Annotated in this window: 26 protein-coding genes; 3 read left to right on the forward strand and 23 right to left on the reverse strand. The window is 37.7% G+C overall.

All coding sequences use genetic code 11. From position 1 onward, the window contains the following. Positions 1–278: 278 nt before the first annotated feature. Both HX062_RS06720 and HX062_RS06725 read right to left on the reverse strand, forming a co-directional pair. Positions 279–971, reverse strand: coding sequence for a LytR/AlgR family response regulator transcription factor (locus HX062_RS06720; RefSeq protein WP_182627445.1), 693 nt, complete (start codon positions 969–971; stop codon positions 279–281). Next, entirely contained in the window at positions 947–1,939 is a 993-nt protein-coding gene (locus tag HX062_RS06725) for a sensor histidine kinase (RefSeq protein ID WP_255492420.1), read from the reverse strand. Before HX062_RS06725 ends, HX062_RS06720 begins: the two co-directional genes overlap by 25 nt. Positions 1,940–2,161: 222 nt before the next feature. Here HX062_RS06725 and HX062_RS06730 point away from each other — a divergent pair, with 222 nt between their 5' ends. Both HX062_RS06730 and HX062_RS06735 read left to right on the forward strand, forming a co-directional pair. Continuing rightward, positions 2,162–4,480 carry a TonB-dependent receptor gene (locus HX062_RS06730; protein ID WP_353620073.1) on the forward strand — a complete coding sequence of 773 codons (2,319 nt, stop codon included), beginning with the start codon at positions 2,162–2,164 and terminating at the stop codon, positions 4,478–4,480. A 4-nt stretch (positions 4,481–4,484) separates the two neighbouring features. Continuing rightward, entirely contained in the window at positions 4,485–5,336 is an 852-nt protein-coding gene (locus tag HX062_RS06735; RefSeq protein ID WP_286466873.1) for a DUF4249 family protein, read from the forward strand. 40 nt (positions 5,337–5,376) lie between these two features. Here the strand turns inward: HX062_RS06735 and recN are convergent, their stop codons facing one another. The 11 genes from recN to HX062_RS06790 form a co-directional block, all read right to left on the reverse strand. Beyond that, entirely contained in the window at positions 5,377–7,032 is a 1,656-nt protein-coding gene (gene recN, locus HX062_RS06740) for a DNA repair protein RecN (RefSeq protein ID WP_286466874.1), read from the reverse strand. A 36-nt stretch (positions 7,033–7,068) separates the two neighbouring features. Continuing rightward, the gene (porD, locus tag HX062_RS06745; protein WP_182627436.1) at positions 7,069–7,959 is read right to left on the reverse strand and encodes a type IX secretion system protein PorD; all 891 of its coding nucleotides are present in this window, start codon (positions 7,957–7,959) and stop codon (positions 7,069–7,071) included. Further along, the gene (coaBC, locus tag HX062_RS06750; RefSeq protein ID WP_182627434.1) at positions 7,952–9,157 is read right to left on the reverse strand and encodes a bifunctional phosphopantothenoylcysteine decarboxylase/phosphopantothenate--cysteine ligase CoaBC; all 1,206 of its coding nucleotides are present in this window, start codon (positions 9,155–9,157) and stop codon (positions 7,952–7,954) included. The genes porD and coaBC overlap by 8 nt, the downstream gene beginning before the upstream one ends. Before the next feature lie 13 nt (positions 9,158–9,170). Beyond that, a complete protein-coding gene (locus HX062_RS06755) occupies positions 9,171–9,488 on the reverse strand; it encodes a DNA-directed RNA polymerase subunit omega (RefSeq protein ID WP_286466876.1) in 318 nt (105 codons plus the stop codon). Positions 9,489–9,500: 12 nt separating this feature from the next. Then, the gene (locus tag HX062_RS06760; protein WP_182627430.1) at positions 9,501–10,307 is read right to left on the reverse strand and encodes an outer membrane protein assembly factor BamD; all 807 of its coding nucleotides are present in this window, start codon (positions 10,305–10,307) and stop codon (positions 9,501–9,503) included. A 147-nt stretch (positions 10,308–10,454) separates the two neighbouring features. Further along, a complete protein-coding gene (locus tag HX062_RS06765) occupies positions 10,455–10,907 on the reverse strand; it encodes a hypothetical protein (RefSeq protein ID WP_220497679.1) in 453 nt (150 codons plus the stop codon). Positions 10,908–10,985: 78 nt separating this feature from the next. Then, on the reverse strand, positions 10,986–11,504 hold the full coding sequence (locus HX062_RS06770; protein ID WP_286466877.1) for a ferritin: 519 nt from the start codon (positions 11,502–11,504) through the stop codon (positions 10,986–10,988). A 4-nt stretch (positions 11,505–11,508) separates the two neighbouring features. After that, positions 11,509–12,393: a 4-hydroxy-tetrahydrodipicolinate synthase gene (gene dapA, locus HX062_RS06775; RefSeq protein ID WP_182627426.1), complete on the reverse strand. Its 885-nt coding sequence runs from the start codon at positions 12,391–12,393 to the stop codon at positions 11,509–11,511. A gap of 6 nt (positions 12,394–12,399) precedes the next feature. Beyond that, positions 12,400–12,912 (reverse strand): DUF6913 domain-containing protein, encoded by a 513-nt coding sequence (locus HX062_RS06780; protein WP_182627424.1) that lies wholly within the window; start codon positions 12,910–12,912, stop codon positions 12,400–12,402. 64 nt (positions 12,913–12,976) lie between these two features. Further along, the gene (gene ligA / locus HX062_RS06785) at positions 12,977–14,980 is read right to left on the reverse strand and encodes an NAD-dependent DNA ligase LigA (protein ID WP_286466878.1); all 2,004 of its coding nucleotides are present in this window, start codon (positions 14,978–14,980) and stop codon (positions 12,977–12,979) included. Between the two features lie 9 nt (positions 14,981–14,989). Beyond that, positions 14,990–15,463 (reverse strand): DUF6495 family protein, encoded by a 474-nt coding sequence (locus tag HX062_RS06790; protein ID WP_182627420.1) that lies wholly within the window; start codon positions 15,461–15,463, stop codon positions 14,990–14,992. Between the two features lie 161 nt (positions 15,464–15,624). On the opposite strand from HX062_RS06790, the gene HX062_RS06795 reads away from it, so the two are divergent. Continuing rightward, positions 15,625–16,095 carry a DinB family protein gene (locus tag HX062_RS06795; protein ID WP_286466879.1) on the forward strand — a complete coding sequence of 157 codons (471 nt, stop codon included), beginning with the start codon at positions 15,625–15,627 and terminating at the stop codon, positions 16,093–16,095. A gap of 33 nt (positions 16,096–16,128) precedes the next feature. Here HX062_RS06795 and HX062_RS06800 read toward each other — a convergent pair whose 3' ends face one another. The 10 genes from HX062_RS06800 to HX062_RS06845 all read right to left on the reverse strand — a co-directional run bounded on the left by HX062_RS06800 (position 16,129) and on the right by HX062_RS06845 (position 24,508). Then, complete coding sequence (locus HX062_RS06800; protein ID WP_286466880.1) at positions 16,129–17,085, reverse strand: helix-turn-helix transcriptional regulator; 957 nt, start codon at positions 17,083–17,085, stop codon at positions 16,129–16,131. 103 nt (positions 17,086–17,188) lie between these two features. After that, the gene (gene rplI / locus HX062_RS06805; protein WP_182627414.1) at positions 17,189–17,632 is read right to left on the reverse strand and encodes a 50S ribosomal protein L9; all 444 of its coding nucleotides are present in this window, start codon (positions 17,630–17,632) and stop codon (positions 17,189–17,191) included. A gap of 65 nt (positions 17,633–17,697) precedes the next feature. Next, positions 17,698–17,994: a 30S ribosomal protein S18 gene (gene rpsR / locus HX062_RS06810; protein WP_002987043.1), complete on the reverse strand. Its 297-nt coding sequence runs from the start codon at positions 17,992–17,994 to the stop codon at positions 17,698–17,700. 5 nt (positions 17,995–17,999) lie between these two features. Beyond that, positions 18,000–18,341, reverse strand: coding sequence for a 30S ribosomal protein S6 (gene rpsF, locus HX062_RS06815; RefSeq protein ID WP_002987044.1), 342 nt, complete (start codon positions 18,339–18,341; stop codon positions 18,000–18,002). Positions 18,342–18,481: 140 nt separating this feature from the next. Next, complete coding sequence (locus tag HX062_RS06820) at positions 18,482–19,057, reverse strand: helix-turn-helix domain-containing protein (RefSeq protein ID WP_286466881.1); 576 nt, start codon at positions 19,055–19,057, stop codon at positions 18,482–18,484. A 116-nt stretch (positions 19,058–19,173) separates the two neighbouring features. After that, entirely contained in the window at positions 19,174–19,737 is a 564-nt protein-coding gene (locus HX062_RS06825; protein WP_286466882.1) for a DMP19 family protein, read from the reverse strand. A 93-nt stretch (positions 19,738–19,830) separates the two neighbouring features. Beyond that, positions 19,831–22,281 (reverse strand): replication restart helicase PriA, encoded by a 2,451-nt coding sequence (priA, locus tag HX062_RS06830; RefSeq protein WP_182627408.1) that lies wholly within the window; start codon positions 22,279–22,281, stop codon positions 19,831–19,833. A gap of 57 nt (positions 22,282–22,338) precedes the next feature. Continuing rightward, a complete protein-coding gene (locus tag HX062_RS06835) occupies positions 22,339–22,644 on the reverse strand; it encodes a WG repeat-containing protein (RefSeq protein WP_286466883.1) in 306 nt (101 codons plus the stop codon). A 499-nt stretch (positions 22,645–23,143) separates the two neighbouring features. Further along, positions 23,144–23,569, reverse strand: coding sequence for a DUF2147 domain-containing protein (locus HX062_RS06840; protein ID WP_182627404.1), 426 nt, complete (start codon positions 23,567–23,569; stop codon positions 23,144–23,146). Between the two features lie 42 nt (positions 23,570–23,611). Beyond that, a complete protein-coding gene (locus HX062_RS06845) occupies positions 23,612–24,508 on the reverse strand; it encodes a YihY/virulence factor BrkB family protein (RefSeq protein WP_182627402.1) in 897 nt (298 codons plus the stop codon). Positions 24,509–24,515 lie beyond the last annotated feature (7 nt).

Consider the following 24,515-nt stretch of genomic DNA (forward strand, 5'->3'; position numbering starts at 1 on the left):
TTTTACAACTGCTTTATTACGGAGCATCTCCTTTTTATTCTTGGTCGTCGGCTTGATCCTATTAGTCCAAAATATCGACCAATTACTCTATAAACAAACCTTGGAAATTGGTACCCTTACCCTCGCTCTCGCCTGCCTTGCCCTCTGTATACTCGGACAACGAAAATTAAAAAAATCAAAAATATCTCCTTTCTAGTTTAGGTAGCTTTTTGTAGATAGCCCTACGCCCCTTAAAAGCAGATCAAGTGTTTGGCAAAAACACACAAACTTCCTTTTCATTATTCAATGAGAATCTGATACTTTCTTCCTACTGGTATCTCAATATTGGTGTGCAGGGTTACCTTGCCCAATTCTTTTTTGACGATTTGTTTTCGGTTTACAATAAACGATCGATGCACTTGAATAAAGTGATCAGGCAATTCTGTTTTGATACTAATTAGCGATCCATAAACAAAATAGCTCTTACTGCGATGCTCAACGAAAATCTTGATGTAGTTTCCTGCACTTTCTATAAAGATAATTTCATCCACATCAATGGAAATATCTAAACCATCCTCGCGAATTTTCAATATATTTTCCTGCACTTCACCGGTAGACTCTCTTCGATTCTTGCAGAAAATTTTAGCTTTTTCGATGGCTTTTAAAAACTTGCCAAAAGAAATAGGTTTCAACAAATAGTCTACCGCATCTTTTTCATACGATTCTAACGCAAAATCAGAGTATGCTGTTGTGATAATCGTCACGGGTTTTACGGCAACCATATCTAGGAGTTCCAAACCTGAAATTAGGGGCATATTAATATCCAACAACAAAATATCAACTTCGTGTTTCTGCAAAAAAGCCAATGCTTCCCGCCCCGAAAAGGCATTGCCTACGCATTCTAAATCTTCACATTGACTAATATGACTCATCAATACTTGATGTGCCGGTTTTTCATCATCTACAATTAAACAGGTGTATGTAGTCCCCATAATGTAAGTTTTGCTTTATAACTATTTTTTTGTTCCTCTACGCTGAAGTGCGCTTGTATTCCCGAAACTTCCAATCGCCTTCTCAAATTGCTTAATCCCAAACCCGTACCTTGTTTTTGCCTTTCTTTTAGCAGACAACTATTGCTGATTTCAAAAAATATTTTTCCTCCCTCTTCTTTCCAGCGAATTAAAATATATGGTTCTTCTGTTTGTAAACTAAATTTTACTGCATTTTCGACCAAGCTAAAAAACAAGAGTGGCGGAACATAATAGGCCTCTAAATTTCCACTATATTCACTCTCTACCACTAAAGAATCGCTGGTGAACTTATAGTAATCCAAGTATTCATTTACAAAGTCAATTTCCAAATCAAGGTGGACTTCTTCCTTTTTACTTGCCTCAATTTGATAGCGAAATAAATGTGAGAGTTGTAAGATTCTATTGGGTGTATCGGTGGGGTTTGTCAGTGCTTCCCCATATAAGTTATTCATCGCATTGAGCAAAAAATGAGGATTGAGCTGCATCTTCAAAAATTCCAACTCCGCAACAGTATTCGCTAATTTTCTCTCGCGTAAGGTTATATTTTGAAAGGCCCATTGGTGAATAAAATACGTTCCCGTACCCAAAATGGTAAAAAATAACGTATTGACAATTTCGAGAATCAAAGATTTGAATTCACCTACATAAATAGCATATTGACTTAAACAAAAAACACCAATCACTAAATAAACAGAAAACCAAAGCAAGAAAGACTCGTATTTCTTAGTCAGTAAAAACCGTTTAATAACAAAGACGTTATTGACGTATATCAGGGCATAAATTAGTGCAATGGCGGGTACCATTTCCGCCAAAATTTCTCGAATACTTTTGTTTCCCAAGCTCGTATATTGAATAAAGCCAAAGATTAAGCACAAAGTAAACAACCCAAAAATATTTCGATACCATATATTAGAATACCATCTCCACATCTCAACTACTTTATGGAATAAAGATAAGAATTCCAACACATTGATTGCAAAAAACTTATATAAAGACCATTAAGATAAAAGTTTTGTTTTTTGTATAAGTAACGGTAATAAAGAGAAGAATCTTAGTTACTTTCGCATACAAATAAATCATAAAATACGATGCTATATTGTCAACGTGGAAAGATTTTCCTTTCCTTTATTCTGTTTTTTATTACCCTGGGGATGCATGGACAATCTTCTTACCTCTTACAAGGGACAATCAAAGACGAGCAGGAACCTTTAATCGGAGCGACTATTTATATTGATGAAATCAATAATGGTGTAATTACCAATGAAAAGGGATACTATTCGATCGAGTTAAAAGAAGGATCTTATACCTTAAAAGTATCCTATATTGGCTACATTGATCGCGTGACGACTATTCAGGTAACCAAAGACCAAACCCTCAATTTTGTACTCAAAACGGATTCATCTGAACTATCTGAGGTGGTTATTGTACAGAATAGAAACAAAGCAGATATTCGAAAACCTGAAATGAGTGTCAATAAAATGACAACCGAAGAAATAAAGAAAATTCCCGTAGTGATGGGAGAAACGGATATTTTAAAGTCCATTCTTCAATTGCCTGGAGTTACCAATGCGGGAGAAGGTGCTGCGGGTTTTAATGTTCGCGGGGGAAGTGCAGGACAAAACTTGGTCCTATTAGATCAGGCTAGTGTGTACAGCTCTTCTCACCTCTTTGGGTTCTTTTCCATTTTTAATGCAGATGCCATCCGAGATTTAAAACTGTACAAAGGAGGAATTCCCGCTCGCTTCGGAGGAAGAGCTTCTTCTGTGCTCGACGTTTATCAAAAAGACGGCAATAAAAATGATTATTCATTTGAAGGAGGAATTGGTGTTATATCAAGCCGCCTTCTAGCCGAAGGACCAATCCAAAAAGGCAAGTCGTCTTTCCTCATTGCTGGACGTGGCTCTTACGCCCATTTATTTCTCAAACTTACCGATAACAAAAACTCCGCTTACTTCTACGACATCAACACCAAGTTGAGTTTTGATATCAATGAAAAGAATAAAATCAATTTTTCTGCTTATTACGGTAGAGATATTTTTAGTTTTACTGATCTGATGAAAAACAGCTTTGGAAACCTAGCTGTTACCTTAGATTGGAGAACCTTATACAGCGATAAATTAACAGGTAATTTATCGTTAACAACGAGTCAGTATGATTATGACCTCGATTTGGATTTAGTTGGATTTAACTGGACCAATGGGATTAAGAGTATGCAAGGAAGATATGATTTCTTGCACGACATTAACCCGGCCTTGCAATTGCGCTATGGTGTTGGGCATACAGCATACATTTTCTATCCTGGAACCATCAAACCAACAACAAGTGATTCTTCGATCAACTACAAGAAAATAGACAATAAGTATGCTTCAGAAAGCAGTGTTTACGTAGAAGCTGAACAAAATTTCGGTCAGCATTTTAGCGTGAACTACGGACTTCGTTTTTCTCATTTCAACGCCAAAGGAAAGGGAGTTGAACACGTATATGCCAACAATCAACCTGTTCGATACGACAGCGAATTGGGCGTCTACAAAATGGCAGATATTTTAGAAACGACCTATTACAAGAAAAATAAATCAATCGAACAGTTCAACAATATAGAACCTCGAATTGGCGTTGCCTATATACTCAATGACAATCAATCCATTAAGGCAAGCTACAACCGCATGACCCAATACATTCACTTGATGTCTAATACGGCAGCACCAACGCCTTTGGATATTTGGACGCCAAGTGGTAAATACACCGATCCCGAACTTGCGGATCAAGTAGCATTGGGGTATTTTCAGAACTTTGCGGATGGTAAATACAGCTTAGAGACAGAAGTGTTCTATAAAAAAGTAAAAAATAGCATTGACTATATAGACGGTGCACAACTAGTAGGAAATGAAGCGATCGAACGCGTTATTCTCAACGGAGAAGCACGCGCTTATGGTTTAGAAGTATTAGTTAGAAAAAACATAGGGAAATTGACAGGATGGGTTGCTTATACCTTATCAAGAGCAGAGCAACGAACACCTGGCAGAACAGCAGACGAACCAGGAATCAACAACGGAAATTGGTATAGAGCTTCTTATGATAAATTACACGATTTATCTATTACTGCTATGTATGAATTAAACCCAAAATGGTCTTTTGGCGCTAGTTTCACCTTGCAATCTGGTCGCCCAATTACCTATCCGGAAGGACAATATGAATATTTAGGACTACGCGTTCCAAAATTTGGAGACCGCCACGCAAATACAATGCCTGCCTATCACCATTTGGATATCTCTGCTACCTATACGCCCAACCCAGACTCGACAAAACGCTGGAAAGGGGAATGGGTATTTGGAATCTACAACCTGTATAGCAGATACAACGCTGCTTCGATCTCCTTTAGAGAAAATGAAGATATTCGCGGAAAAAATGAGGCTGAAAAAATGTCTATCTTCGGATTAGTACCAAGTGTTACTTACAATTTTAAATTCTAAACAAATGAAAGCAATCTATTCTATTATATTCTTACTCCTGCTGTCTTTGACTTCTTGCACAGAAATCATTGATATTGATTTACCCACTGCAGAACCTAGATTAGTTGTGGAAGCCAATTTAGATTTTGAGCGCAATCCCGTTTCCGATACGATAATGCCTGCTTATGTGAAGTTGAGCCTAACAACGGATTACTTTAATCCCGAAATCCCCCCTGTTAACAATGCAGTTGTTTGGGTAGAAGACCCTACTGGTACTAAATATCCATTCCTAGAATTGGAAAAATCGGGAATCTATTATTCCACAGAAATAGAAAAACCAACCGATGGAGCAGTTTTTAAGTTGCACATTGAATATGACAACGATATTTACGAAGCAAGAGAGCAATATATCGCAAGTCCGGAGATCTTAGAGATTACGCAAAAAAGAGAAAAATACTTCGACAAAGATTACTATGTATTACGCGTATACTATCAGGATACGCCTCGTGTAAATGAGAACTTGAATTACTACTATTTGTATTACCACTATGAAAAGAAAGCTCCTCAACCCCGCGTAGTATCAAACGAATACTCCATTGGCAATCGCATGGAATCCCTTTACATTGTAGATGAAGATGCGAAACCAGGAGAAAAAGTAGAAATTGAACTCGCACAGATATCGCGAAATTACTACGATTTTGCCATGAGTTTTTTCGATGCCATTAGCAATGGTGGTGGACCTTTTCAAGTGCCAAGTGGTCGAATTATTGGAAATGTCAAAAATATAACCACACCAGAAAAAGAAGCGTTGGGATACTTCCGAATTATTGAGAAACAAAAAACAATTCACACAATCTTCGAGCAACCGAAGCCGTAATAAAAAAAGCGACTGTAGTCGCTTTTTTTTATGTTTACCGTTAACTATTCAACAACTCCTTTGCGTGTTGTAAAGCAGAAGCTGTAATATCTTTTCCTGACAGCATTTGAGCAATTTCCTCTATGCGTTGTTCGGGATTTAGTTGAATCAGTTTAGATGTGGTAGAGTCTCCTTCAGAGGCTTTAAACACTTTATAATGTTGGTGACCTTTTGCGGCGATTTGCGGTAAGTGAGTAATGGCGAACACCTGCATAAGTGTACTCATGTCTTTCATGATTACCCCCATTTTATCCGCTACCTCTCCAGATACCCCTGTATCAATTTCGTCAAAAATAATAGTAGGCAAGTTGGAATAACGCGCTAAAATCGCCTTAATGGCTAACATAATACGCGATAATTCTCCCCCTGAAGCCACTTTTTTAAGCAAGCCGTAATCCATCCCTTTATTTGCAGAAAACTGCAATTGCATTTGATCTTTTCCGTTGTTTAGGTAGTGATCTACTGTTTTAAAATCGAACTGGAAGGTCGCATGTGGCATTCCCACCAAAGTTAATATTTCAACCAATTGATCACTCAAGGCTGGAATGGCTTGTTGTCTTGCTTGTGACAATACAGCAGCCAATTCATCTAATTTGACCAATAACGTGGCAATTTCTTTTTCAACGGCAAGGATTTTCTCCTGTATGTCGCCAACTTGAAAAACTTTGTCGTTTAAATCTGCCTCAATGGACAGTAACTCTTCAACCGTATTGACCTGATGTTTTTTCTGTAGGGCATACAACATTTGTAAGCGCTCATGTACGACTGTTAGACGCTCTGGATCCAACACCACGTGATCCACTTCGCGTTCTATTTCATTAGCTAAATCAGCCAATTCAATTTCTGCACTCACAACGCGGTTGTATAGCTCTTCGTAGTCTTTAGAAACTGTCGCTGTCTTTTGCAAGGTTTGTCTCAACTCTTTTAAGCCTTGAATTACCCCTACTTGATCTGCGCTTAACAACTGCGTCGCAAGCGCAAAACTCTCGCGTACATGTTCGACATTGTTTAATTTTTCGAATTCACTTTCTAACTCCGCCTGATCAATGGTCGACAGTTGAGCAGCCACCAATTCTTCCAACAAAAAAGCATGGTAGTCTTGTTCCTTCAACAATTCTACTTCGTCTTCTTTTAATTGCTGGAGTGAAGCAAGCGCTGTTTTATATTGTTTGAGGTACTTTTGGTACTCCTCTAAGATTTCTTCATTCTTTGCTATAGCGTCAATTACTTTGATTTGATACGTTTCCTCACTTAATTCACTCGTTTGATGTTGAGAGTGAATATCGAGTAGAACCGCACTCAACTCTTGCAAATCCGTTAAATTTACAGGAGAGTCATTGACAAAAGCTCTTGATTTTCCAGAAGGTAAAATCTCTCTTCGAATAATGGTTACAGGCTCGTAATCCATATCTAAAAAAGAATATAGTTCTTCCAATTTATAAGGATCAACGCTAAATTGTCCTTCAATCACGCATTTCTCTTCCTTATTTTTCAGTGATCCCAAATCGGCACGTTTTCCTTGCAATAGGCCTAATGCACCTAAAACAATTGATTTTCCAGCGCCTGTCTCACCAGTAATAATAGAAAAACCATTAAAAAAATCAATTTCTAAATGGTCAATTAATGCGAAGTTTTTTATACTCAAAGAAGTAAGCATAATTCGAGACTATTTTATTTTACAATGGAAAGATACTTATAAATTATTCCACTTCGAAGCATTTAAAGGAGATATTGCGTGTAAAATTTCAACTACTCGCTTCTTGTTTGGATCGGTAACCCCACTGTATAAGTTTACCAACTCCTCCGTTTTTGTATCGAAGAATACGCGAATTAAGAAGGCATTTGATCGCACTGCATTGTATTGTCTTAAATCGTTTAACCCCTGAAATACGCCATTTCTGCCTTGTTCTACCCCTTCACTCATTAGATCTAATCCAAGGCGGTGATAGTTGTACAGCGCTTCTCTAAAAGGCTTGCTAGCACCTGAAGACAAATCATTCACCAAAACATAACGCGTATTGGTTCCATCCCCTTGTTTCCATCCCTTTGCGTTGGATTGTTGTGCCATAGAGGCAATCAGTGATGCTTCTTGATAGTAGGCCGTACCGCCTTCTTTGGAAAACGTATCGCTATCCATGCCCAAGATAATATTGACATAAAACGAAATCAAGGAAATAAGATTGGATTCATAACTGCCTGCACTATAGCGAAGCGGTTCAAATTCCGTATAACTAAAAGCGATGTCTTTGTCGTTGAAATTCAACACTGGACTACTATAAGTTGTATTAAAAACTGGTCGTCCAAATTGCACTTGCAACGTTCCTGATACATTGGCATTATTGTCAAAAGAGCTTACCGTTAACAAAAAAGTACAGTCGATTTTTTCATTGGGATTCACGCGTTGTGAACTCCAGTTGGTTTGATTCAGCAATTCTTTTAAAGACTTTTCTAGCGTTCGGAAATAGTTTTGATGTGTATTTCCAACTTGTGCAAAATTCACACTGACATTGGCGTTTAGTTCTTGGGCTTGGCTCGTAGCGATCCAAAGAAAAAAACAAGCGAAAAGTCCAAAAAGTTTATTCATAGTGTTGAATGATTTTATTGACAATATCTTGAGCGACCTCCTCTTTTGATTTGAGCTCCATAGGTTCTACCGCAAAAGCCTTATCGATAAAGGTAACCTTATTGGTTGGTTTTCCAAAACCTGCTCCTGTATCATTAAGTGAATTTAGTACAATTAGATCTAAATTCTTCTTGGTAATTTTCAGCTTGGCATGCTCCACTTCATTTTCCGTTTCCAAGGCAAAACCAATCAGGTATTGGTGTTTTTTGATTGCACCTAAAGAAGCGAGAATGTCCGGATTTTTATCCATGGTGATGGTAAATTCCTCGGCATTCTTTTTTATTTTTTGGGTTGCAATTTCCTTGGGACGATAATCTGCTACAGCTGCTGCAGCGACTACGACATCTACTTGATCAAAATAACGGTGACAGGCCTCATACATATCGAGCGCAGAAAGCACATCGACAACAACTACACGGGCGTCCTCTATTTTTTGATTAGTCGGACCACTGACTAAAATTACCTCACCTCCCTGTTTAGCAACTTCTTTGGCAATATCGTATCCCATTTTTCCAGAGGAGTGATTTCCAATAAAACGCACAGGATCGATCGGTTCGTATGTAGGTCCGGCTGTAATTAAAACTTTTTTCCCTTGAAGAGGTAAATTTTGGGTCAAAGAAGCTTCTAAAACTGACACAATAGTCTCAGGTTCAGCCATTCTTCCTCTTCCAATTAAACCACTGGCTAGTTCTCCTTCTTCTGCGGGAATGATCACGTGATTGTAGGAAGTAAGTGTGGCAAGATTTTTTGCTGTTGAGGGGTGAATATACATATCTAAGTCCATAGCAGGTGCTAGATAAACCGGACATTTCGCAGACATGTACACAGCTAATAGTAAATTATCACATAAGCCATTGGCCATCTTAGCTAATACATTGGCTGTGGCTGGTGCTACGAGCATCAAATCCGCCCAAAGCGCTAATTCTACGTGATTATTCCATGTTCCTCCTTCTTCTGCATTAAAAAACTGCGTATAAACAGGTTTTTTTGATAAGGTAGAAAGCGTATATGGAGTTACAAATTGATGAGAAGCAGGTGTCATGATCACTTGGACCTCGGCACCTGCTTTAATTAGTAAACGTACTAAATTTGCCGTTTTATAAGCGGCAATTCCACCAGTTATACCTAGTAATATTTTTTTTCCGCTTAACACTGACATATGATAGTATATGTTATTTGTTAACTTGTTTGTATGAAATTTTTCCTTCCAACCATTCTTCAACTGCTAATGCTTGTGCTTTAGGTAGTTTTTCGTAGAACTTGGATACTTCAATTTGTTCTTTGTTTTCAAAAACTTCATCTAAGCTATCATTATTCGTAGCGAACTCCTCTAACTTATCGATCAATTCGTTTTTAATTTCAACGTTGATTTGACTTGCTCTTTTTGCGATAATAGTAATAGCTTCATAGATATTACCAGTTGGCTCTTCAATTTTACTCTTGTTATAAGTAATTGTGTTTACTGGAGCAGTTGTTTTCTTTAAATCCATTTTACGCTTAGGTTATTTTGAAATTTTTTGTAATTCTGTGTTTATATCTTCAAGCATGTCATCTGCTTTCTCTTTGTATGTAGTTTCGGGATTAAAGCGAACCAAGGCATCGTACATTCCCTTGGCATTGGTCAAACGCTCTTCCATTTTACTGTACACGCTATTCATCGCTAGTTTGTAGGCTGAATCTAATTTATAAAACAAGGCTTCTTCTTTAAATTCTGTCCCTGGATAGTCATAGATAAAGTTATCCAACGCTACAATCGCAGCACCATAGTTTCTCGTATATGGCCCTATGGTATTCAATTGTTTTGCATTTTCAAACGCCTTTTTCTCCAACTTTTTGTTCATCTGACTCATGATCGAATTGGCTTCAAAAATGAAATTAGATCCCGGATATTGGTCGATAAACTTTTGCAGCTTGTCGATTGTTGTATTTGTAATGGTTTGATCCAAAGAATAAACAGGAGATAGTTCTACCCCACATTTAATCTCTTTAAGCAATGCTTCTTCTCTTTTCTCACTTCTAGGATAGGTCGCAGCAAATAACTTGAAGCGTTCAGCAGCTAACATATAGTCCTTTGTTATAAAAGTCGCTTCAGCAAAGTTGAAATACATCGCCTCATAATCTGGTCGACCCCTAAACGAAGTCTCTACTTGCTCATATAATCGGATAGCTTTTCTATACTTTTGTTGTTCATAATATTGATCTGCAACTTTTGTCTTAAATTCCAAATCTTCCGATTTCATAGCTTTTTGCAAAGGGGAACACCCTACAAAAGTTAACGCTAAAAGAGATAATCCGATGTATTTTTTCATTTGGTTTATTCGGTGTTAAACAATCACTGCTTGAGTTATAGCACTTCAAAAGCAACTGCAAATTTAGTTATATAATTGCATTATACAAAAACCTTTCTTTACTAAAAAGAAAAAAAGGTCTTTTTTGTTTTACTTTAACAAGATATTTTAGTAATCAATTGATTCTTTCTGACTTAAATCTACCTTTTTATCTAGCCACTCCACCCAATAGGCTTTGTTATCTATTGAGAGAAAATACAGGCCATCTACAGTTTTTACACACAAGAAATTACCTGAATCATTGAACGTATAAGCCGAACGCTTGCCAAATTTACGATAACCGTAACCGCCAAACTTCCCTGTATAATCTATGTTTTCTATGCTAATCTCTTGAATTGTATCCAAGGGAATCTCCTTTTTTTTTCGCACGCCAAAGACAAGTGATGTTGGGGTATGACCAATCGTATAGTCAAAAGAAACAGTATACAGATAGATCGCCAATACAAAAACAAGTAAACTACCTAAGAACCAATAGTCTCCTGTGACGATACTAAAAAAAATCAACATAGCACAAACAAAAAACACAATAAACTTGGCCGACTTTTGTTTGTAAATATTCATTTTCTCGCTATACATATCGCTAAAATAAAGATAAAAAGACGCCTAAGAGGCATCTTTTTATCCGTGTTTATAGTAGTATTAAGCGGTGGTTGCAGCTGCTCCCGCATCTCCTCTAAAGCTCTTCATATCATTGTCGAATAGATAAAGTCCTCCTTTATCATCTCCAATCAGGTTGATTTTATCTAAAATCGTACGTGCAGTTGCTTCTTCTTCAATTTGTTCTGAAACATACCACTGTAAGAAATTGTGTGTAGCATAATCGCGCTCTTCCAAGGCAATGTGCACCAATTCATTAATGCTCTTAGACACGAATACTTCGTGTGCAAAAAGTTGAGTAAAAAGCGTTTTAAATGAAGCGTAATCCAATTCAGGCTTCGCAACTGCTGGTATAGTCGCTTCTCCTCCTCTTTGATTGATATACTTAATTAATTTAAGCATATGGGTGCGCTCTTCGTTGGATTGATCATACATAAAAGAAGCGATTCCTTCAAAACCTTGAACTTCCGCCCAAGTTGCCATCGCTAAATAAATTTGAGATGAATCTCCTTCTATTTTAATCTGTCCGTTTAAAGCATCTTGCAATTTTTTCGATAACATAATTTTACTTTTTGAGTTTTATATATTCTTTTTCTATTCGCTGTTCCAAATCTTGATCTACAGCGACCAATGGCAATCGCAATATATTAGCCATCACGCCTGCCTGGGCAAGTACTGCTTTTATACCTGCTGGATTTCCTTGTTCGAAAATCATATCTATAATAGGCATCATTTGGTATTGCAGGTCAAAAGCTTCTCTTATTTTTCCTGCTAATCCCAAGCGAATCATGGTTGAGAACGGCTGAGGAATACCTTGTCCAATCACCGAGATCACTCCTGCTCCTCCTGCCAAAACTAGAGGCAATGCAATTGCATCATCACCAGAGATTACGAGAAAATCTTTTCGAGTTGATTGTCTAATCAACTCCATTCCTTGTACAAGGTCACCCGCTGCTTCTTTGATCCCAACGATATTTGGAAATTCATTAGCTAGGCGAACCACCGTTTTAGGGCTCATATTACTTCCAGTACGTCCCGGTACATTGTACAATAAAATAGGCAAACTACTCTTTTGCGCAATCGCCTTAAAATGTTGATAAATTCCTTCTTGTGTCGGTTTGTTGTAATAGGGTGAAACCGATAAAATAGCATCAAACCCAGCTAAATTCTCAGGATTTAACTCCTCCATTACTTGAGCGGTATTATTGCCACCAACTCCTAATACTAAAGGTAATTTTCCTGCATTCGCTTGCTTAACCGTCTGTTTGACTAACTCCTTTTCACTTGGTGTTAACGTAGCGGATTCTCCTGTTGTTCCCAAAACAACAAGGTACTCCACTCCTCCTTGAGTTACATAATTTACCAAGTGTTGTAGCGCTTCAACATCTACAGACTGATCTTTTTTAAATGGAGTTACCAAAGCAACTCCTGTACCTTTTAGCGATTGCATAGTCGTTTATTTCGTTTTAAAAATAGTTATATAATTCATTAAGTGTTTGATGTAAGGAGCCGCTTGTAACTCCTGCATTTCCAAACTAAAGTGATTGATTCTTGGCGTTACGGCAGCTATTCCAACTTTGAATTTCGCCTTCGATTTCGCACTGACCCAAAGTAAAGGTACAATATCTTTTGCGTAAAAATTAATCAACAAGTCAAAAGGTTGCTCGATGAATTTTTTTACTTCTTGATTTTGAACATCGCCAATTATGCTAAAGTCCTTCATGCTAAAAGAAGGATCTAACAATTGCTTTGATTTTGTCAATCCCGTATAAACCAATACGTATATCTGTTCAGCTTTTGCGCCGTTTTGACGCAGGGACTGAATTAATTCATCCACTTTCGATACTTCACTTTTTTCGATTAATATGCCTATCACGCGCAAAGGAAAATCGTAATTCGACTCCACTCCCTCTAAGGTCGCTTTATTAATCGCTTTTTTTAATGTTTTCTTTTTGAAAGTACTAAACATAATTCTTTGATAAGAAGTAAAGTTAGAAAAAGCCTAATAATAAACGAGCTACTTTAACAACAAATTATTTAATAAGAGTTAAAAACTCATCTTCCGTCAAAATCGTTATTCCCAATTGATTAGCTTTTTCAAGCTTTGATGGCCCCATTTTATCTCCTGCGACAACGTAATCTGTCTTCGAACTAATTGAACTTCCGTTCTTTCCTCCGTGATCTTCGATCATCTGTTTTAATTCATCGCGGCTTACTTGCGTAAATACGCCCGATACAACAATCGTCTTCCCTTGTAAAATATCCGATACAACAGTTGATTCTTTTTCTTCTAATACCATTTGAAGTCCGTGTGCTTTCAAGCGCTCAATAGTTTGCTTGTTGATCTCATTGCTAAAGAAATCAATAACACTTTGTGCAATGCGCTCTCCAATTTCATCCACCGTCATCATTTCCAACATAGGCGCAACCGCCAATGCATCAATGGATTTATAGTGATTGGCTAGTTTTTTGGCCACTGTTTCACCCACAAAGCGGATACCCAACGCATATAGTACTCGTTCAAAAGGGATCGCCCTGGATGCTTCAATTCCTTTGATCAAATTATCTGCGGACTTTTCAGCCATGCGCTCTAAGGGCAAGACATCTTCTTTTTTTAACTCATAGAGATCGGCATAATCTTTAATCAAGCCACTCTTGTACAGCAAAACAACAGTTTCTTCTCCCAGGCCTTCAATATCCATCGCCTTGCGCGAGATAAAGTGCTGAATTCGCCCAGCGATTTGAGGGGGACATCCATAGACATTAGGACAGTAATGCTGTGCTTCTCCTTTATTTCGCTTTAAAGGAGTATCACATTCAGGACATGTACTGATATAAACTGTCGGTTGGGAATCACTTGGACGAACCGCCGTATTCACCCCTACAATTTTAGGGATAATTTCTCCTCCTTTTTCAACGTAAACATAATCCCCAACGCGAATATCTAATTTTGCTATTTGATCGGCATTGTGCAAGGAGGCACGACGAACTGTAGTTCCTGCCAATTGAATAGGTGCCAAGTTAGCCACTGGCGTAATTGCTCCGGTGCGCCCTACTTGATACACAATTGATTCCAATAGTGTTTCCCCTTGTTCTGCCTTAAATTTATAAGCAATAGCCCAACGCGGGGATTTAGAAGTAAACCCAAGTTCATCTTGGTAGTGCAGTGAGTTTACTTTCACCACAACACCATCTGTTTCATAAGGCAACTCATGACGGTGTACATCCCAATAGGCGATAAACTCCAATACTTCGTCTATGTTTTTGGCTAGTTTAGAAACCGCAGGCACTTTAAAGCCCCACTGACGCGCTTTTTCCAAGCCTTCGTATTGGGTTTCAATGCCCAAATCTGACCCTGTCAGGTTGTATAACAAACACTCCAAAGGACGTTTTGCCACTTCGGCACTATCTTGTAATTTCAAACTACCTGAAGCAGTATTTCTCGGATTGGCGTAGGGCGTTTCTCCTATTTCAACTAACTCTTGATTCATGCGCTCAAAACCAGCAAAAGGCAAGATAATCTCCCCGCGAATATCAAAGCTCTTTGGATAATCAGTCCCTTTTAATCGAATAGGCACCGATTTAATGGTTTTGATGTTGTTGGTCACATCATCCCCTTGAATACCATCTCCACGGGTAACTGCACGTACAAGTACCCCATCTTCATAGGTTATACTAATAGAAGCTCCGTCGTACTTCAATTCACAGGTGTATTCCACCGCTACATCACCCAATAGTTTTTGGATGCGTTTTTCCCAATCCAACAAATCTTCTTGAGAATAGGAATTGTCCAGCGAATACATGCGATTGCGGTGTACAACAGTTTCAAAATTCTTTGTCACGGTTCCCCCTACGCGCTGTGTAGGTGAATCTGCGTCAAAAAACTCAGGGTGTTTGCGCTCTAGCGCTTCTAATTCCTTTAATTTTTGATCAAACTCAAAATCGGAAATAGTAGCATTATCTAAAACATAATAGTTGTAATTATGCTGGTTTAATTCCTTTCTAAGGGCTTCGATTTTATTTTTTACCTCCGACATACTTCCTGTTTACAGTTTCAACATTTCTTTAAATTGAGTATATAATACGCCATCACTTAGAATAGCCCCCTGACGAATAATATCAAAAATCTCGGCATTGCGATCTGGACCGAAATTCTTTCCGCCGTGTTTCACTTCTACTTCTGCTGTAAAAACAGCCTCAGATAACCACTGCAACCCTTCTTGCGTCAAGAAATCAATATCTTGCTGTAAGGTCTTAATCACAATCGTATTGATGGTTTGCTCATCAAATCCAAACAAGAAAATGTGGTTGCGAGAATAGTGCTCCAAATACTGTGCTTTGGTCAAGACACCCTCCCATATTAAATCAGAAAAAACATCCAATTCTTGCTCGGCAATCGCTGGACTTTCTTCTTTTATCTTATCCCACTCATTTTTATCGATTTGCTGTGCAGCTAAAAAATTTACAAATTCCGGATGCAACTCCTCAAATTGCTCTTTTGTCAGACGAGAATACTTCATAATAATTGCTTTGAAAGACAAAAATACTAATTATAAAATGGATTTTTTTGTTTCCTTTGTTAAGCCAAATAAAAAATAAATATTACACCCATCACTCCTGACAAACAGCTGTCAATCTCAACATTTACATTTGCCGTATAACAAAGAAAAATATACGACAAATGCACACGACAATTATTTCCAATGCGCAGCTTTTACAGCACTGGCAAGGCCAAAGAAATTTAACAAGAAGAGTTATTGAAGCTTTTCCAGAACCGGATTTATTCAACTTTACCATCGGCGGAATGCGTCCTTTTTCAGCAATGTGCGCTGAACTAATCGCCATTGCAGTACCATCTTTACAGTCGATTACATCAGGTAAAATCGAGAAATTAGACGAAAAACCGACCTTTCAATCCAAAGAAGAGCTTTTAAAGCAATGGGATGCGGATACGGTAAAGATTAACGAATTGTTCCCCCTCATATCGGAGACACAATTTCAAAAGAACTTTGTTTTGTTTGGTGAATACGATTTAAAAATCCAACAACACATCTTCTATTTTATAGACAATGAAATTCACCACCGCGGACAAGCCTATGTGTATTTACGCGCTTTGGGGATTGAACCTCCTTATTTTTGGGAAACGCTATAATAATAAAAGTCCTTTCAATTCATTGAAGGGACTTTATTTTTTGTGTTTCGACAAGCTCGTTGTCAGGAGCATTTCAACTTTTTCTTGTAAGGCTATAGGCTCTAAAATTTCAGCTTGGTCAGCAAACATCAGAAACCAACGCGGAAATCCATTGTTAAAATCTTTCATTTTAAAGTGCATTTCTACCTGTTCGCCTCGATCTATTTCTTCAACAAAACCGTAGTACTTGCGATCCCAAACCAAATAGGATGCCATGCGCTTATCAACCAGAATACGTACATTTACGTTTCGCTCCTCCACTTTTGTTGGCAGATAGAATGCCAATTCTTTGTGATCGAGAGTAAAGACATCATCCAATAATTGAATGGATTGAATGCGGTCTGATCGAAACTGACGATAGGATTCGCGCAAATGACAATACGCCATAAAATACCAAAAACTATTCTCATAGAACACGCCTATAGGCTCTAAAGTACGCGTAGTAGCTTCGCTTTCTGTTCCGTTGACATAGACCAATTGCACTTGTTGTTTGAGAGAAATACTCTTAAAAAGCGTAGCTAACACAGAAGGCACTTTTTTATTGAAAATTGTTTTGTCAGAACGCATCACAATAGAAGGCGCAATGCCCGATACCTCTTCTTTTTGAGAGGAACGCAACACAGCTTTCATCTTAAACAAAGCCGATGCAAAGTGATCGTTTAATTCCTGATCCACATAGACTTGCATAATCTTCTCTGCAGCAGCAAAACTCAAAGCTTCTTCTCTTGTGAAAAGCGTTGGCGGTATCTTATAACCATCTACTAAAGAATAACCAACCCCAGCTTCGCTATAAATAGGCACTCCTGCTTGCTCTAAGGAACGAATATCCCGATAGATAGTACGTAAACTCACATCAAATCGATCCGCTAATTCCTGAGCCGTAACAACAGGCTTGGATTGCAGATGAATGAAAATACTAACAATGCGATCGAATCGTTTTTTTATATCCATGAGAGATAATTTACAGTTTACCATAAACTAAAAAAAGCCTTCCAAAGGAAGGCTTTTTGTAAGTTATATTTCCATTGAACAAGTTTAACCTCGTTCAAGTGAATTACTCTTGTTCAGCGATTACTTCGTAATCAACTTCAACAATTACGTCACGGTGTAAACGTACTGTTGCACTATATTTACCTAAACGTTTGATAACACCTGAAGCAATAAATTTCTTGTCTACTTCTTGTCCGTTTTTAGCAAATACTTCAGCTAAATCTTGGTTTGTTACTGAACCAAACAATTTATCTCCACCAGCTTTAACAGCGATTTTGATTTCAATTGCTTTTAATGCCTCAGCTACAACTTTAGCATCAGCGATTAATTTAGCTTCTTTGTGCGCTCTTTGCTTTAAGTTTTCAGCTAATACTTTCTTTGCAGAAGGAGTAGCTAAAACTGCAAGTCCTTGAGGAATTAAATAGTTACGTCCGTATCCTGGTTTTACAGTTACTACGTCATCTTTAAATCCTAATTTTTGAACGTCTTGTTTTAAGATAATTTCCATGTTGATGTCCTTTGAATAAGAAGTTAGGTTTCTAAGTTGAAAACCAACAACTTGTTTTTTTTATATTATTTTAATAAATCCGCTACGTATGGCATTAAAGCTAAGTGACGAGCTCTTTTTACCGCTACAGAAACTTTTCTTTGGTATTTCAAAGAAGTTCCAGTTAAACGACGAGGTAAAATTTTACCTTGCTCGTTTACGAATTTTAATAAGAAATCAGCATCTTTATAATCGATGTATTTGATTCCTGATTTTTTGAAACGACAATACTTTTTAGTTTTGTTTGTTTCTATGTTTAAAGGCGTTAGATATCTGATATCTCCGTCTTTTTTTCCTTTTGCAGATTGCTCAATAGTTGACATAATAATTAAGCTTTTTTAGATTTTAATTTTTCTCTTCTTCTCTCAGCCCAAGATATAGCGTGTTTATCTAAAGCAACAGTTAAGAAACGCATAACTCTTTCGTCACGTCTGAATTCTGTTTCAAGGTTGATGATTACATCTCCAGCAACTTTGTACTCAAACAAGTGATAAAAACCACTTTTCTTGTGTTGGATTTCGTAAGCTAATTTTTTTAAGCCCCAATCCTCTTTAGCTACCATTTCAGCTCCTCTTGATGTAAGAAATTCTTCGAATTTCTGTACTGTTTCCTTTACCTGAGTTTCAGATAAAACGGGATTCAAGATGAAAACAGTTTCGTATTGATTCATAAAATAAAAATTTATTTTGTTATAAAATTGAGTGCAAAAATAGTACTTTATATAACATCTACCAAAGTTTTTTTGTTTTTATTTTGAACAAGTACAGCTTCTTACACAAGGACTACTAGTCCAGTCCTACCTATAGCAAACTAAACATACGCCATTTTATAAAAAGGAACATACATTTTACGTTTCCCTTCTGACTGAATACCAGCATATAAAACTAAGCTGTAATTGATTACTGCTAAAACAAAACCAAGACCAATCAACCACTCAAATACATAACCTTGATGCTGATCCAATTTGGTAAAAACAGCATATAGAATTAACGCACTGGTAACCAAGCTATAAATCAATTGCGTCAAGATCACATTCTTACCTACCACATCAGCAACTTCACTTTCCTTTTTATATATACTCCACCCAATCAAGGGACCAATCACATTACCTAGAGGCACTACAAGACCTATCAAAACCAAGAGATAGATCGGGCGTACTGAACTTTTTGGCGCTGCAGCGATTCGCTCCTCTTGTGCGACTAGTTCACTTACTTCTACCTCCAAGACCTCACTTAACCGATGTAAGGTATGTCCTCTTGGAATAGTTTCTCCCTTTTCAATGCGTTGAATCGTACGGATCGATAATCCTGATAAATTCGCTAATTCTTCTTGTGAATAGCCCTTACCTATGCGAAGGTTTTTCACCTGTTCTCCTATATTTACCATCGTAAATCACATTATTTATTTTCAAGCAAACCTAATGATTGACAAGCAAATACCTCATGTCATTCTTACGACATCTTTGTGACATTCACTCTTTTTAAAAGAAAAAAGAGTTGTTCTTACTCACGTTCTACTTTTTTACCCAACAATTGCTCTGCGTAGTCATACATTTCATCAATGGATAAAGCTAGTAGTTCGGAATGTTGTTTCAACCAATTGGCATTTAACTCGATCAAGTCCTCTTCTATCTTAAAGAAATCATCGTCATTTAAAATATCGCGGGTTGGATTGGTTCCAAAGTAATCGCTTTCAATAAATGCTTCTAACACCGCCTCATCCATATTCTCTAATACATCTAACCTTTTTTTCAACAAAGCCAGGTGTTCTACTGACCCCATTTTTTCCAATCCTTCGATAATCCAATCAATCAATTCTAAATCTGCTCCTGTGTTGTACACAAACTGGGAAAAATTCCCATTTTCATACTGAGACAAATAATAATCGACATAGTAGCTTAAAAAAGCATCATGTGGAATTAATTCATCGACGTTGTCTTCTTCCGGATCTTCTGTTTCTACTTCTTCTCGAATTAAATTGATGAAGGTTATATTCGAATAGATGATGTCGTAATTATCTTGACTTTCTCTTGCGTCTTTTGACACTACAATTTTGGGTTGGCTCATGTTCTTTTGTTTTTAAAATCTTAGTCCAAGCTACAAAAATACAACTTAACCTCCATAAAAAAAGAGCGATTTATCGCTCTCCTATTTTTGTTGCTAATAAAAATCCACATTAGCCACTACATGAACCGAACGATAAGCACCAATCGATTCAAAACTCTTTAGGATACGCCTTACGTTCCCCTTGGTTTGATTCAACATCACTTGCTGTGGAATTTTAATTAAAATCACACGGATATACTGGTTTCGGATGCGATTAATAGCGGGTTCTTCTGGTCCTAAAACAGGAATTCCCAACTGCCCCTTCAAGTTGTTGTACAACCAAAAAGACGCTTCCCTCAACTTTTCAAAATCGCGGTGTTTTAAGGTCAAACGAATCAAGCGATAAAAAGGCGGATATTGAAAATTATGACGTTCATACATCTGTTCTTTATACATCGACTTATAATCGTAATTGGTTACCTGCTGAATGATGTTGTGATAGGGATTAAACGTTTGAATGACTACTTTTCCCTTCTTGTCAAATCGACCGGAACGTCCTGCAATCTGAGTCATCATTTGAAAAGCGCGTTCATGAGCTCTAAAATCTGGGTGATATAAGCTGTTATCGGCATTCATAATCCCCACTAAATTGACGTTGTCAAAATCAAACCCCTTCGCTAGCATCTGTGTGCCTACCAAAATATCAATTTGACGATTTTCAAAGGATTCAATCAACTTCTCATACGCATATTTTCCCCTAGTTGTATCTTGATCCATACGCCCAATACGCTTGTTGGGAAATAGTTCTCTCAACTCTTCCTCCACTTGTTCTGTTCCAAATCCTTTGGTATTCAAGTCGACACTGTGACAACGCACACATTGTTTGGGCATAGGCAACGTATAGCCACAGTAATGGCAACGCAGTTCGTTTCTGTATTTATGATAGGTCAAACTCACATCACAATGTGGACATTCGGGCACAGCTCCACAAGTCATACACTCCACTACAGGAGAAAATCCCCTGCGATTTTGAAAGAGAATGACTTGTTCTTCTAACGACAAGGCCTGATTTATCTCATCGATCAACTGATCAGAAAAATGCCCCGTCATTTGTTTGCGCTTGTACTTGTCTTTGATATCTACTAAAACGATATCTGGCAACAATACATTGGTATAGCGCTTGGTTAACTCTACGAGACCGTATTTTTTTTGATGGGCATTGTAATAACTTTCTAAGCTCGGTGTAGCCGAACCCATCAACACTTTGGCTTTGTGTTGCATGGCCAGTACAACAGCAGCATCCCTTCCGTGATAACGAGGAGCAGGATCGTGTTGTTTGTAGTTGGAATCGTGCTCTTCATCAATGACAACCAATCGCAAATCTTGAAAGGGCAAGAATACGGATAATCGCGTACCAAGGATCACTTTTGCTTTTTCCGACTGTTGCAAAACTTGATTCCACACTTCTAAACGCTCGTTGTGGGAGTATCGCGAGTGATAGACCGCTACTTGATTGCCGAAATAAGCAGTCAAACGCTGTACCAATTGAGTACTAATCCCCACTTCTGGCAGAAGAAACAACACTTGCCCTTCTTGCGCTACATATTTTTCTATGAGTTTGATGTACACTTCAGTCTTCCCAGATGCGGTAACTCCGTGTAACAACACCACTTCTTTTTCTTTAAATTGTTGTTCGATTTCCCACAGCGCCTTGCTTTGGTCATCGGTCAATTGAATTCCCTCAGCCGTTGCTTCATTAAAAATCACCCGATCGTGATTTAAATAGTATGCTTCAAATACGCCTTTTTCGATCAAAGCATTGACGATTGCTTGACTGCTCTCGCCTTCGTCTATCAATTGTTTGACGCTAATGGGTTTCTTTTGGATGGCTTGAAGTTGAAAATACTTCAACACCAACTCTCGCTGTTTTACTGCTCGACTCACTACTTCCATGAGCTTGGTCAAGCCATCTTCTTGAGTATAAGCTTCAGCCAATCGCACATAGCGAATCTGTTTCGGCCTATATTTTTCCACCATTTCTTCTTGTAAGAAAATAGCGCCTTTGCTCAATAAACTATTGATGACAGGAAATACTTTTTTGCGATTTAAAATTGCGATAACTTCGTCTAATTTGAGGATCGCTTGAATTTGCATCGCCTCATACAACAAGTATTCAGCATCATTTAATTCCTCTACTGAGATAACGGATTTGTCATTCCATTGAATAATGGTTTCGCTTTCTAAGAGTAATCGCGAAGGCATAGCCCCTTTATAGACATCACCCAACGTACACATATAGTATTCGGCCAACCAGGTCCAAAATTTAATTTGCGCTGGTGTTACAACGGGCTCAACATCAATAATTTCATGAATATCCTTGGCTTCATACAAGGCGGGCTGACGATGGTGCTTCTCTACCACCAAAGCCGTATACACCTTGTTTCGACCGAAAGGCACGGCTACGCGCATACCTACTTGAATGAAGTCAAACTCCATCTCGTTAATACGATACGTAAACGTAGGGTCTAAAGCTAAAGGTACAATAACCTCTACAAAATAATGCATGTTAGGATTGATTAATCATTTCGACGCTTCGGTTGTACACGAAGTTAGGAGATTATTTTAGTTCGCGTTTTTCTCAGAAACAATGTTTCCTTTGTTGTCAATATAAAACCACGAAGGACTATCCCAATAGTGGTATTCGCCTCGAGATCCAGAGACTTCTCTACTTCTTCCTTCAAAAGTTGCTTTTGCCTTGCCATTTTTAAAGGGAAACACAAAAGCAAATTGAGGCTTTATAACCACTTGTCCTTTTACGTTTGCAAATCCCATTTTTCCTTCTTCATCGACAATGCGATACATTCCTTCCACTACAAAATCGGGTCCATTGTCATACAAATAAGGCTGATGCGTTGACTTTGACGTCATACATCCCACACTTATAAGCAACAAAAAACACACCAATACTCTATTCATTTGATTTTTAAGTTATAACGAATTAAAAATAGTCTCAGACTTTTTGATTCCCAAAAGTACGAGTTTTAAAGCAAATCTTCATCCTATTTTAACGATTTCACTACAGCTTGTTGTGCTAACTCTTTCATTTCCCTTGCCCAAACAATTGTTACTTTGCTTATTTCGCACTTTGTACAGTAAAAAACAGGAGCATAAACAAGAGCTGTACAGTAAAAAACAGGAGCAAAAAAAAGAGCTGTACAGTTATAGTAGGACGAGACAAGTATTGTTTGAGGTGAGTCCGTAGTGAGTCCATAGTGCGTCCATAGTGAGTCTATTAAAACTAGCGTTTATTATAGAGTGACTATGGACGCATAATGCTGGCAGTACGCTGACATAGCAAGAATGGCTCGTTGATAGAGCGACCAAAAAAAGAGGATACCCTTCTTGGGCATCCTCTTTCTGTTCTATTTTACATTTTAGTCCAAGTTTGGGTTCGTCCGATTAAGGATATTCCAACATAACCTCTGACTTCTAATTTAGTTGTTCCATTGGTTTTAATCGAGCATTTGTACTCTTTCCCCGATTGAGGATCAATTATTGTTCCTCCTGTATATTCAGCCCCTTTTTTGGTCAGGTTTTTAATAATCGTTAACCCTTCAATGGGTTTTCCTTTATCTGTACCCGGGCAGTTTTCGCATTTAGAATCCTTTTTAGCAGGATTGAGTATTTCGACTACCTTGCCGTGGTACTTCCCGTCCTTTTCTAGTATCTCTACAATGGATTTCGCATCTCCTGTCTGATCGTCAAAGGTCTTCCATTTACCAACAATCGACTGTCCATGCGCTAAGCACAGCCCCCCTATTAAAAATAGGATCATTAACATTGAATTTCTCATAATATTTTAGCCATTTGAATTAAACAATACACTCAAATATACTTATTTTTTCAATTTAATCTTACGAATTGCCAAATTTAATTCAAAACCTAGCAATAGGATCATACAGTTAATCCACAAGTAAAACATAACAACGAGTAGCGTTCCAATAGAGCCATACAGTTCGTTATAACGCGCGAATCGAAGCACATACACCCCAAAACCATAAGAGGTTAACACATACAAGATCGTTGTAAATACAGATCCGATGGAGATGAAAGACACTTTCTTGGTTTCTTTTGCACCAAATTTGTACAAGATGGAGGTTGTCAATAAAACAACGAGTAATAGGTACAAATTACGCAACCAGACCAACCAATTCACTCCAATGGCAAATCGGTAAATCAACACTTCGAGGATGACGTAAAAGGCAACAGAAAAAATCAAGACAAAGGACAGCGCCAACGACAAGGCTAAAGCAACTAAATACTGTCGAATGATATTGCGTGAAATCGTAATGTGATAGGACGATTCAAATCCACCAATAATAGCGAATACGCCATTGGTCATTAAAAAAATAGACAGTAAAAAACCTGAAGAAAGCAATGATTTATAACTATTATTCATAATATCAAGAATAATAGATTGAATGGCTTCATAGGTATTTGGAGGCACTGAATTTTCGATAAACTGCAAAAAGTCAGCCTGAAAATTGTCAATGGGAATATAGGGTATGAGGTTTAGAATAAAAAGGGCAAAGGGAAACAAAGCCATAAAGAAACTAAAGGCAATAGAACCTGCGCGATAAGAAAAAGCTCCTTTGATAATACCGACTACATATAGTTCGATTAAATCAAAAAGAGAATACCCTTCCAGGAAAGAAAACTTCACTCGTTTCAATCCTCGAACAATTTTATTGACGATAGGTATTCGATCTAACTTATTCTCTACGTCTGACATTTTCGCT

Origin of the sequence: Myroides sp. DF42-4-2, from assembly GCF_030326445.1 — a bacterium.
GTDB lineage: Bacteria > Bacteroidota > Bacteroidia > Flavobacteriales > Flavobacteriaceae > Flavobacterium.

Excerpts from the sequence above, each read along its gene's own strand:
- HX062_RS06820 (WP_286466881.1), bottom strand. The coding sequence starts at position 19,057 with ATGGTAAATATAGGAGAACAGGTGAAAAACCTTCGCATAGGTAAGGGC.
- HX062_RS06835 (WP_286466883.1), bottom strand. The coding sequence starts at position 22,644 with ATGACGTCAAAGTCAACGCATCAGCCTTATTTGTATGACAATGGACCC.
- HX062_RS06780 (WP_182627424.1), bottom strand. The coding sequence starts at position 12,912 with ATGTTTAGTACTTTCAAAAAGAAAACATTAAAAAAAGCGATTAATAAA.
- coaBC (WP_182627434.1), bottom strand. The coding sequence starts at position 9,157 with ATGTCAGTGTTAAGCGGAAAAAAAATATTACTAGGTATAACTGGTGGA.
- HX062_RS06840 (WP_182627404.1), bottom strand. The coding sequence starts at position 23,569 with ATGAGAAATTCAATGTTAATGATCCTATTTTTAATAGGGGGGCTGTGC.
- rpsF (WP_002987044.1), bottom strand. The coding sequence starts at position 18,341 with ATGAATCAATACGAAACTGTTTTCATCTTGAATCCCGTTTTATCTGAA.
- dapA (WP_182627426.1), bottom strand. The coding sequence starts at position 12,393 with ATGCAATCGCTAAAAGGTACAGGAGTTGCTTTGGTAACTCCATTTAAA.
- HX062_RS06760 (WP_182627430.1), bottom strand. The coding sequence starts at position 10,307 with ATGAAAAAATACATCGGATTATCTCTTTTAGCGTTAACTTTTGTAGGG.
- ligA (WP_286466878.1), bottom strand. The coding sequence starts at position 14,980 with ATGTCGGAGGTAAAAAATAAAATCGAAGCCCTTAGAAAGGAATTAAAC.
- HX062_RS06720 (WP_182627445.1), bottom strand. The coding sequence starts at position 971 with ATGGGGACTACATACACCTGTTTAATTGTAGATGATGAAAAACCGGCA.
- HX062_RS06845 (WP_182627402.1), bottom strand. The coding sequence starts at position 24,508 with ATGTCAGACGTAGAGAATAAGTTAGATCGAATACCTATCGTCAATAAA.
- recN (WP_286466874.1), bottom strand. The coding sequence starts at position 7,032 with ATGCTTACTTCTTTGAGTATAAAAAACTTCGCATTAATTGACCATTTA.
- HX062_RS06755 (WP_286466876.1), bottom strand. The coding sequence starts at position 9,488 with ATGGATTTAAAGAAAACAACTGCTCCAGTAAACACAATTACTTATAAC.
- HX062_RS06825 (WP_286466882.1), bottom strand. The coding sequence starts at position 19,737 with ATGAGCCAACCCAAAATTGTAGTGTCAAAAGACGCAAGAGAAAGTCAA.
- HX062_RS06730 (WP_353620073.1), top strand. The coding sequence starts at position 2,162 with ATGCATGGACAATCTTCTTACCTCTTACAAGGGACAATCAAAGACGAG.
- rplI (WP_182627414.1), bottom strand. The coding sequence starts at position 17,632 with ATGGAAATTATCTTAAAACAAGACGTTCAAAAATTAGGATTTAAAGAT.
- HX062_RS06770 (WP_286466877.1), bottom strand. The coding sequence starts at position 11,504 with ATGTTATCGAAAAAATTGCAAGATGCTTTAAACGGACAGATTAAAATA.
- HX062_RS06795 (WP_286466879.1), top strand. The coding sequence starts at position 15,625 with ATGCACACGACAATTATTTCCAATGCGCAGCTTTTACAGCACTGGCAA.
- HX062_RS06790 (WP_182627420.1), bottom strand. The coding sequence starts at position 15,463 with ATGAAGTATTCTCGTCTGACAAAAGAGCAATTTGAGGAGTTGCATCCG.
- HX062_RS06765 (WP_220497679.1), bottom strand. The coding sequence starts at position 10,907 with ATGAATATTTACAAACAAAAGTCGGCCAAGTTTATTGTGTTTTTTGTT.
- rpsR (WP_002987043.1), bottom strand. The coding sequence starts at position 17,994 with ATGTCAACTATTGAGCAATCTGCAAAAGGAAAAAAAGACGGAGATATC.
- porD (WP_182627436.1), bottom strand. The coding sequence starts at position 7,959 with ATGAATAAACTTTTTGGACTTTTCGCTTGTTTTTTTCTTTGGATCGCT.
- HX062_RS06735 (WP_286466873.1), top strand. The coding sequence starts at position 4,485 with ATGAAAGCAATCTATTCTATTATATTCTTACTCCTGCTGTCTTTGACT.
- HX062_RS06800 (WP_286466880.1), bottom strand. The coding sequence starts at position 17,085 with ATGGATATAAAAAAACGATTCGATCGCATTGTTAGTATTTTCATTCAT.
- priA (WP_182627408.1), bottom strand. The coding sequence starts at position 22,281 with ATGCATTATTTTGTAGAGGTTATTGTACCTTTAGCTTTAGACCCTACG.
- HX062_RS06725 (WP_255492420.1), bottom strand. The coding sequence starts at position 1,939 with ATGTGGAGATGGTATTCTAATATATGGTATCGAAATATTTTTGGGTTG.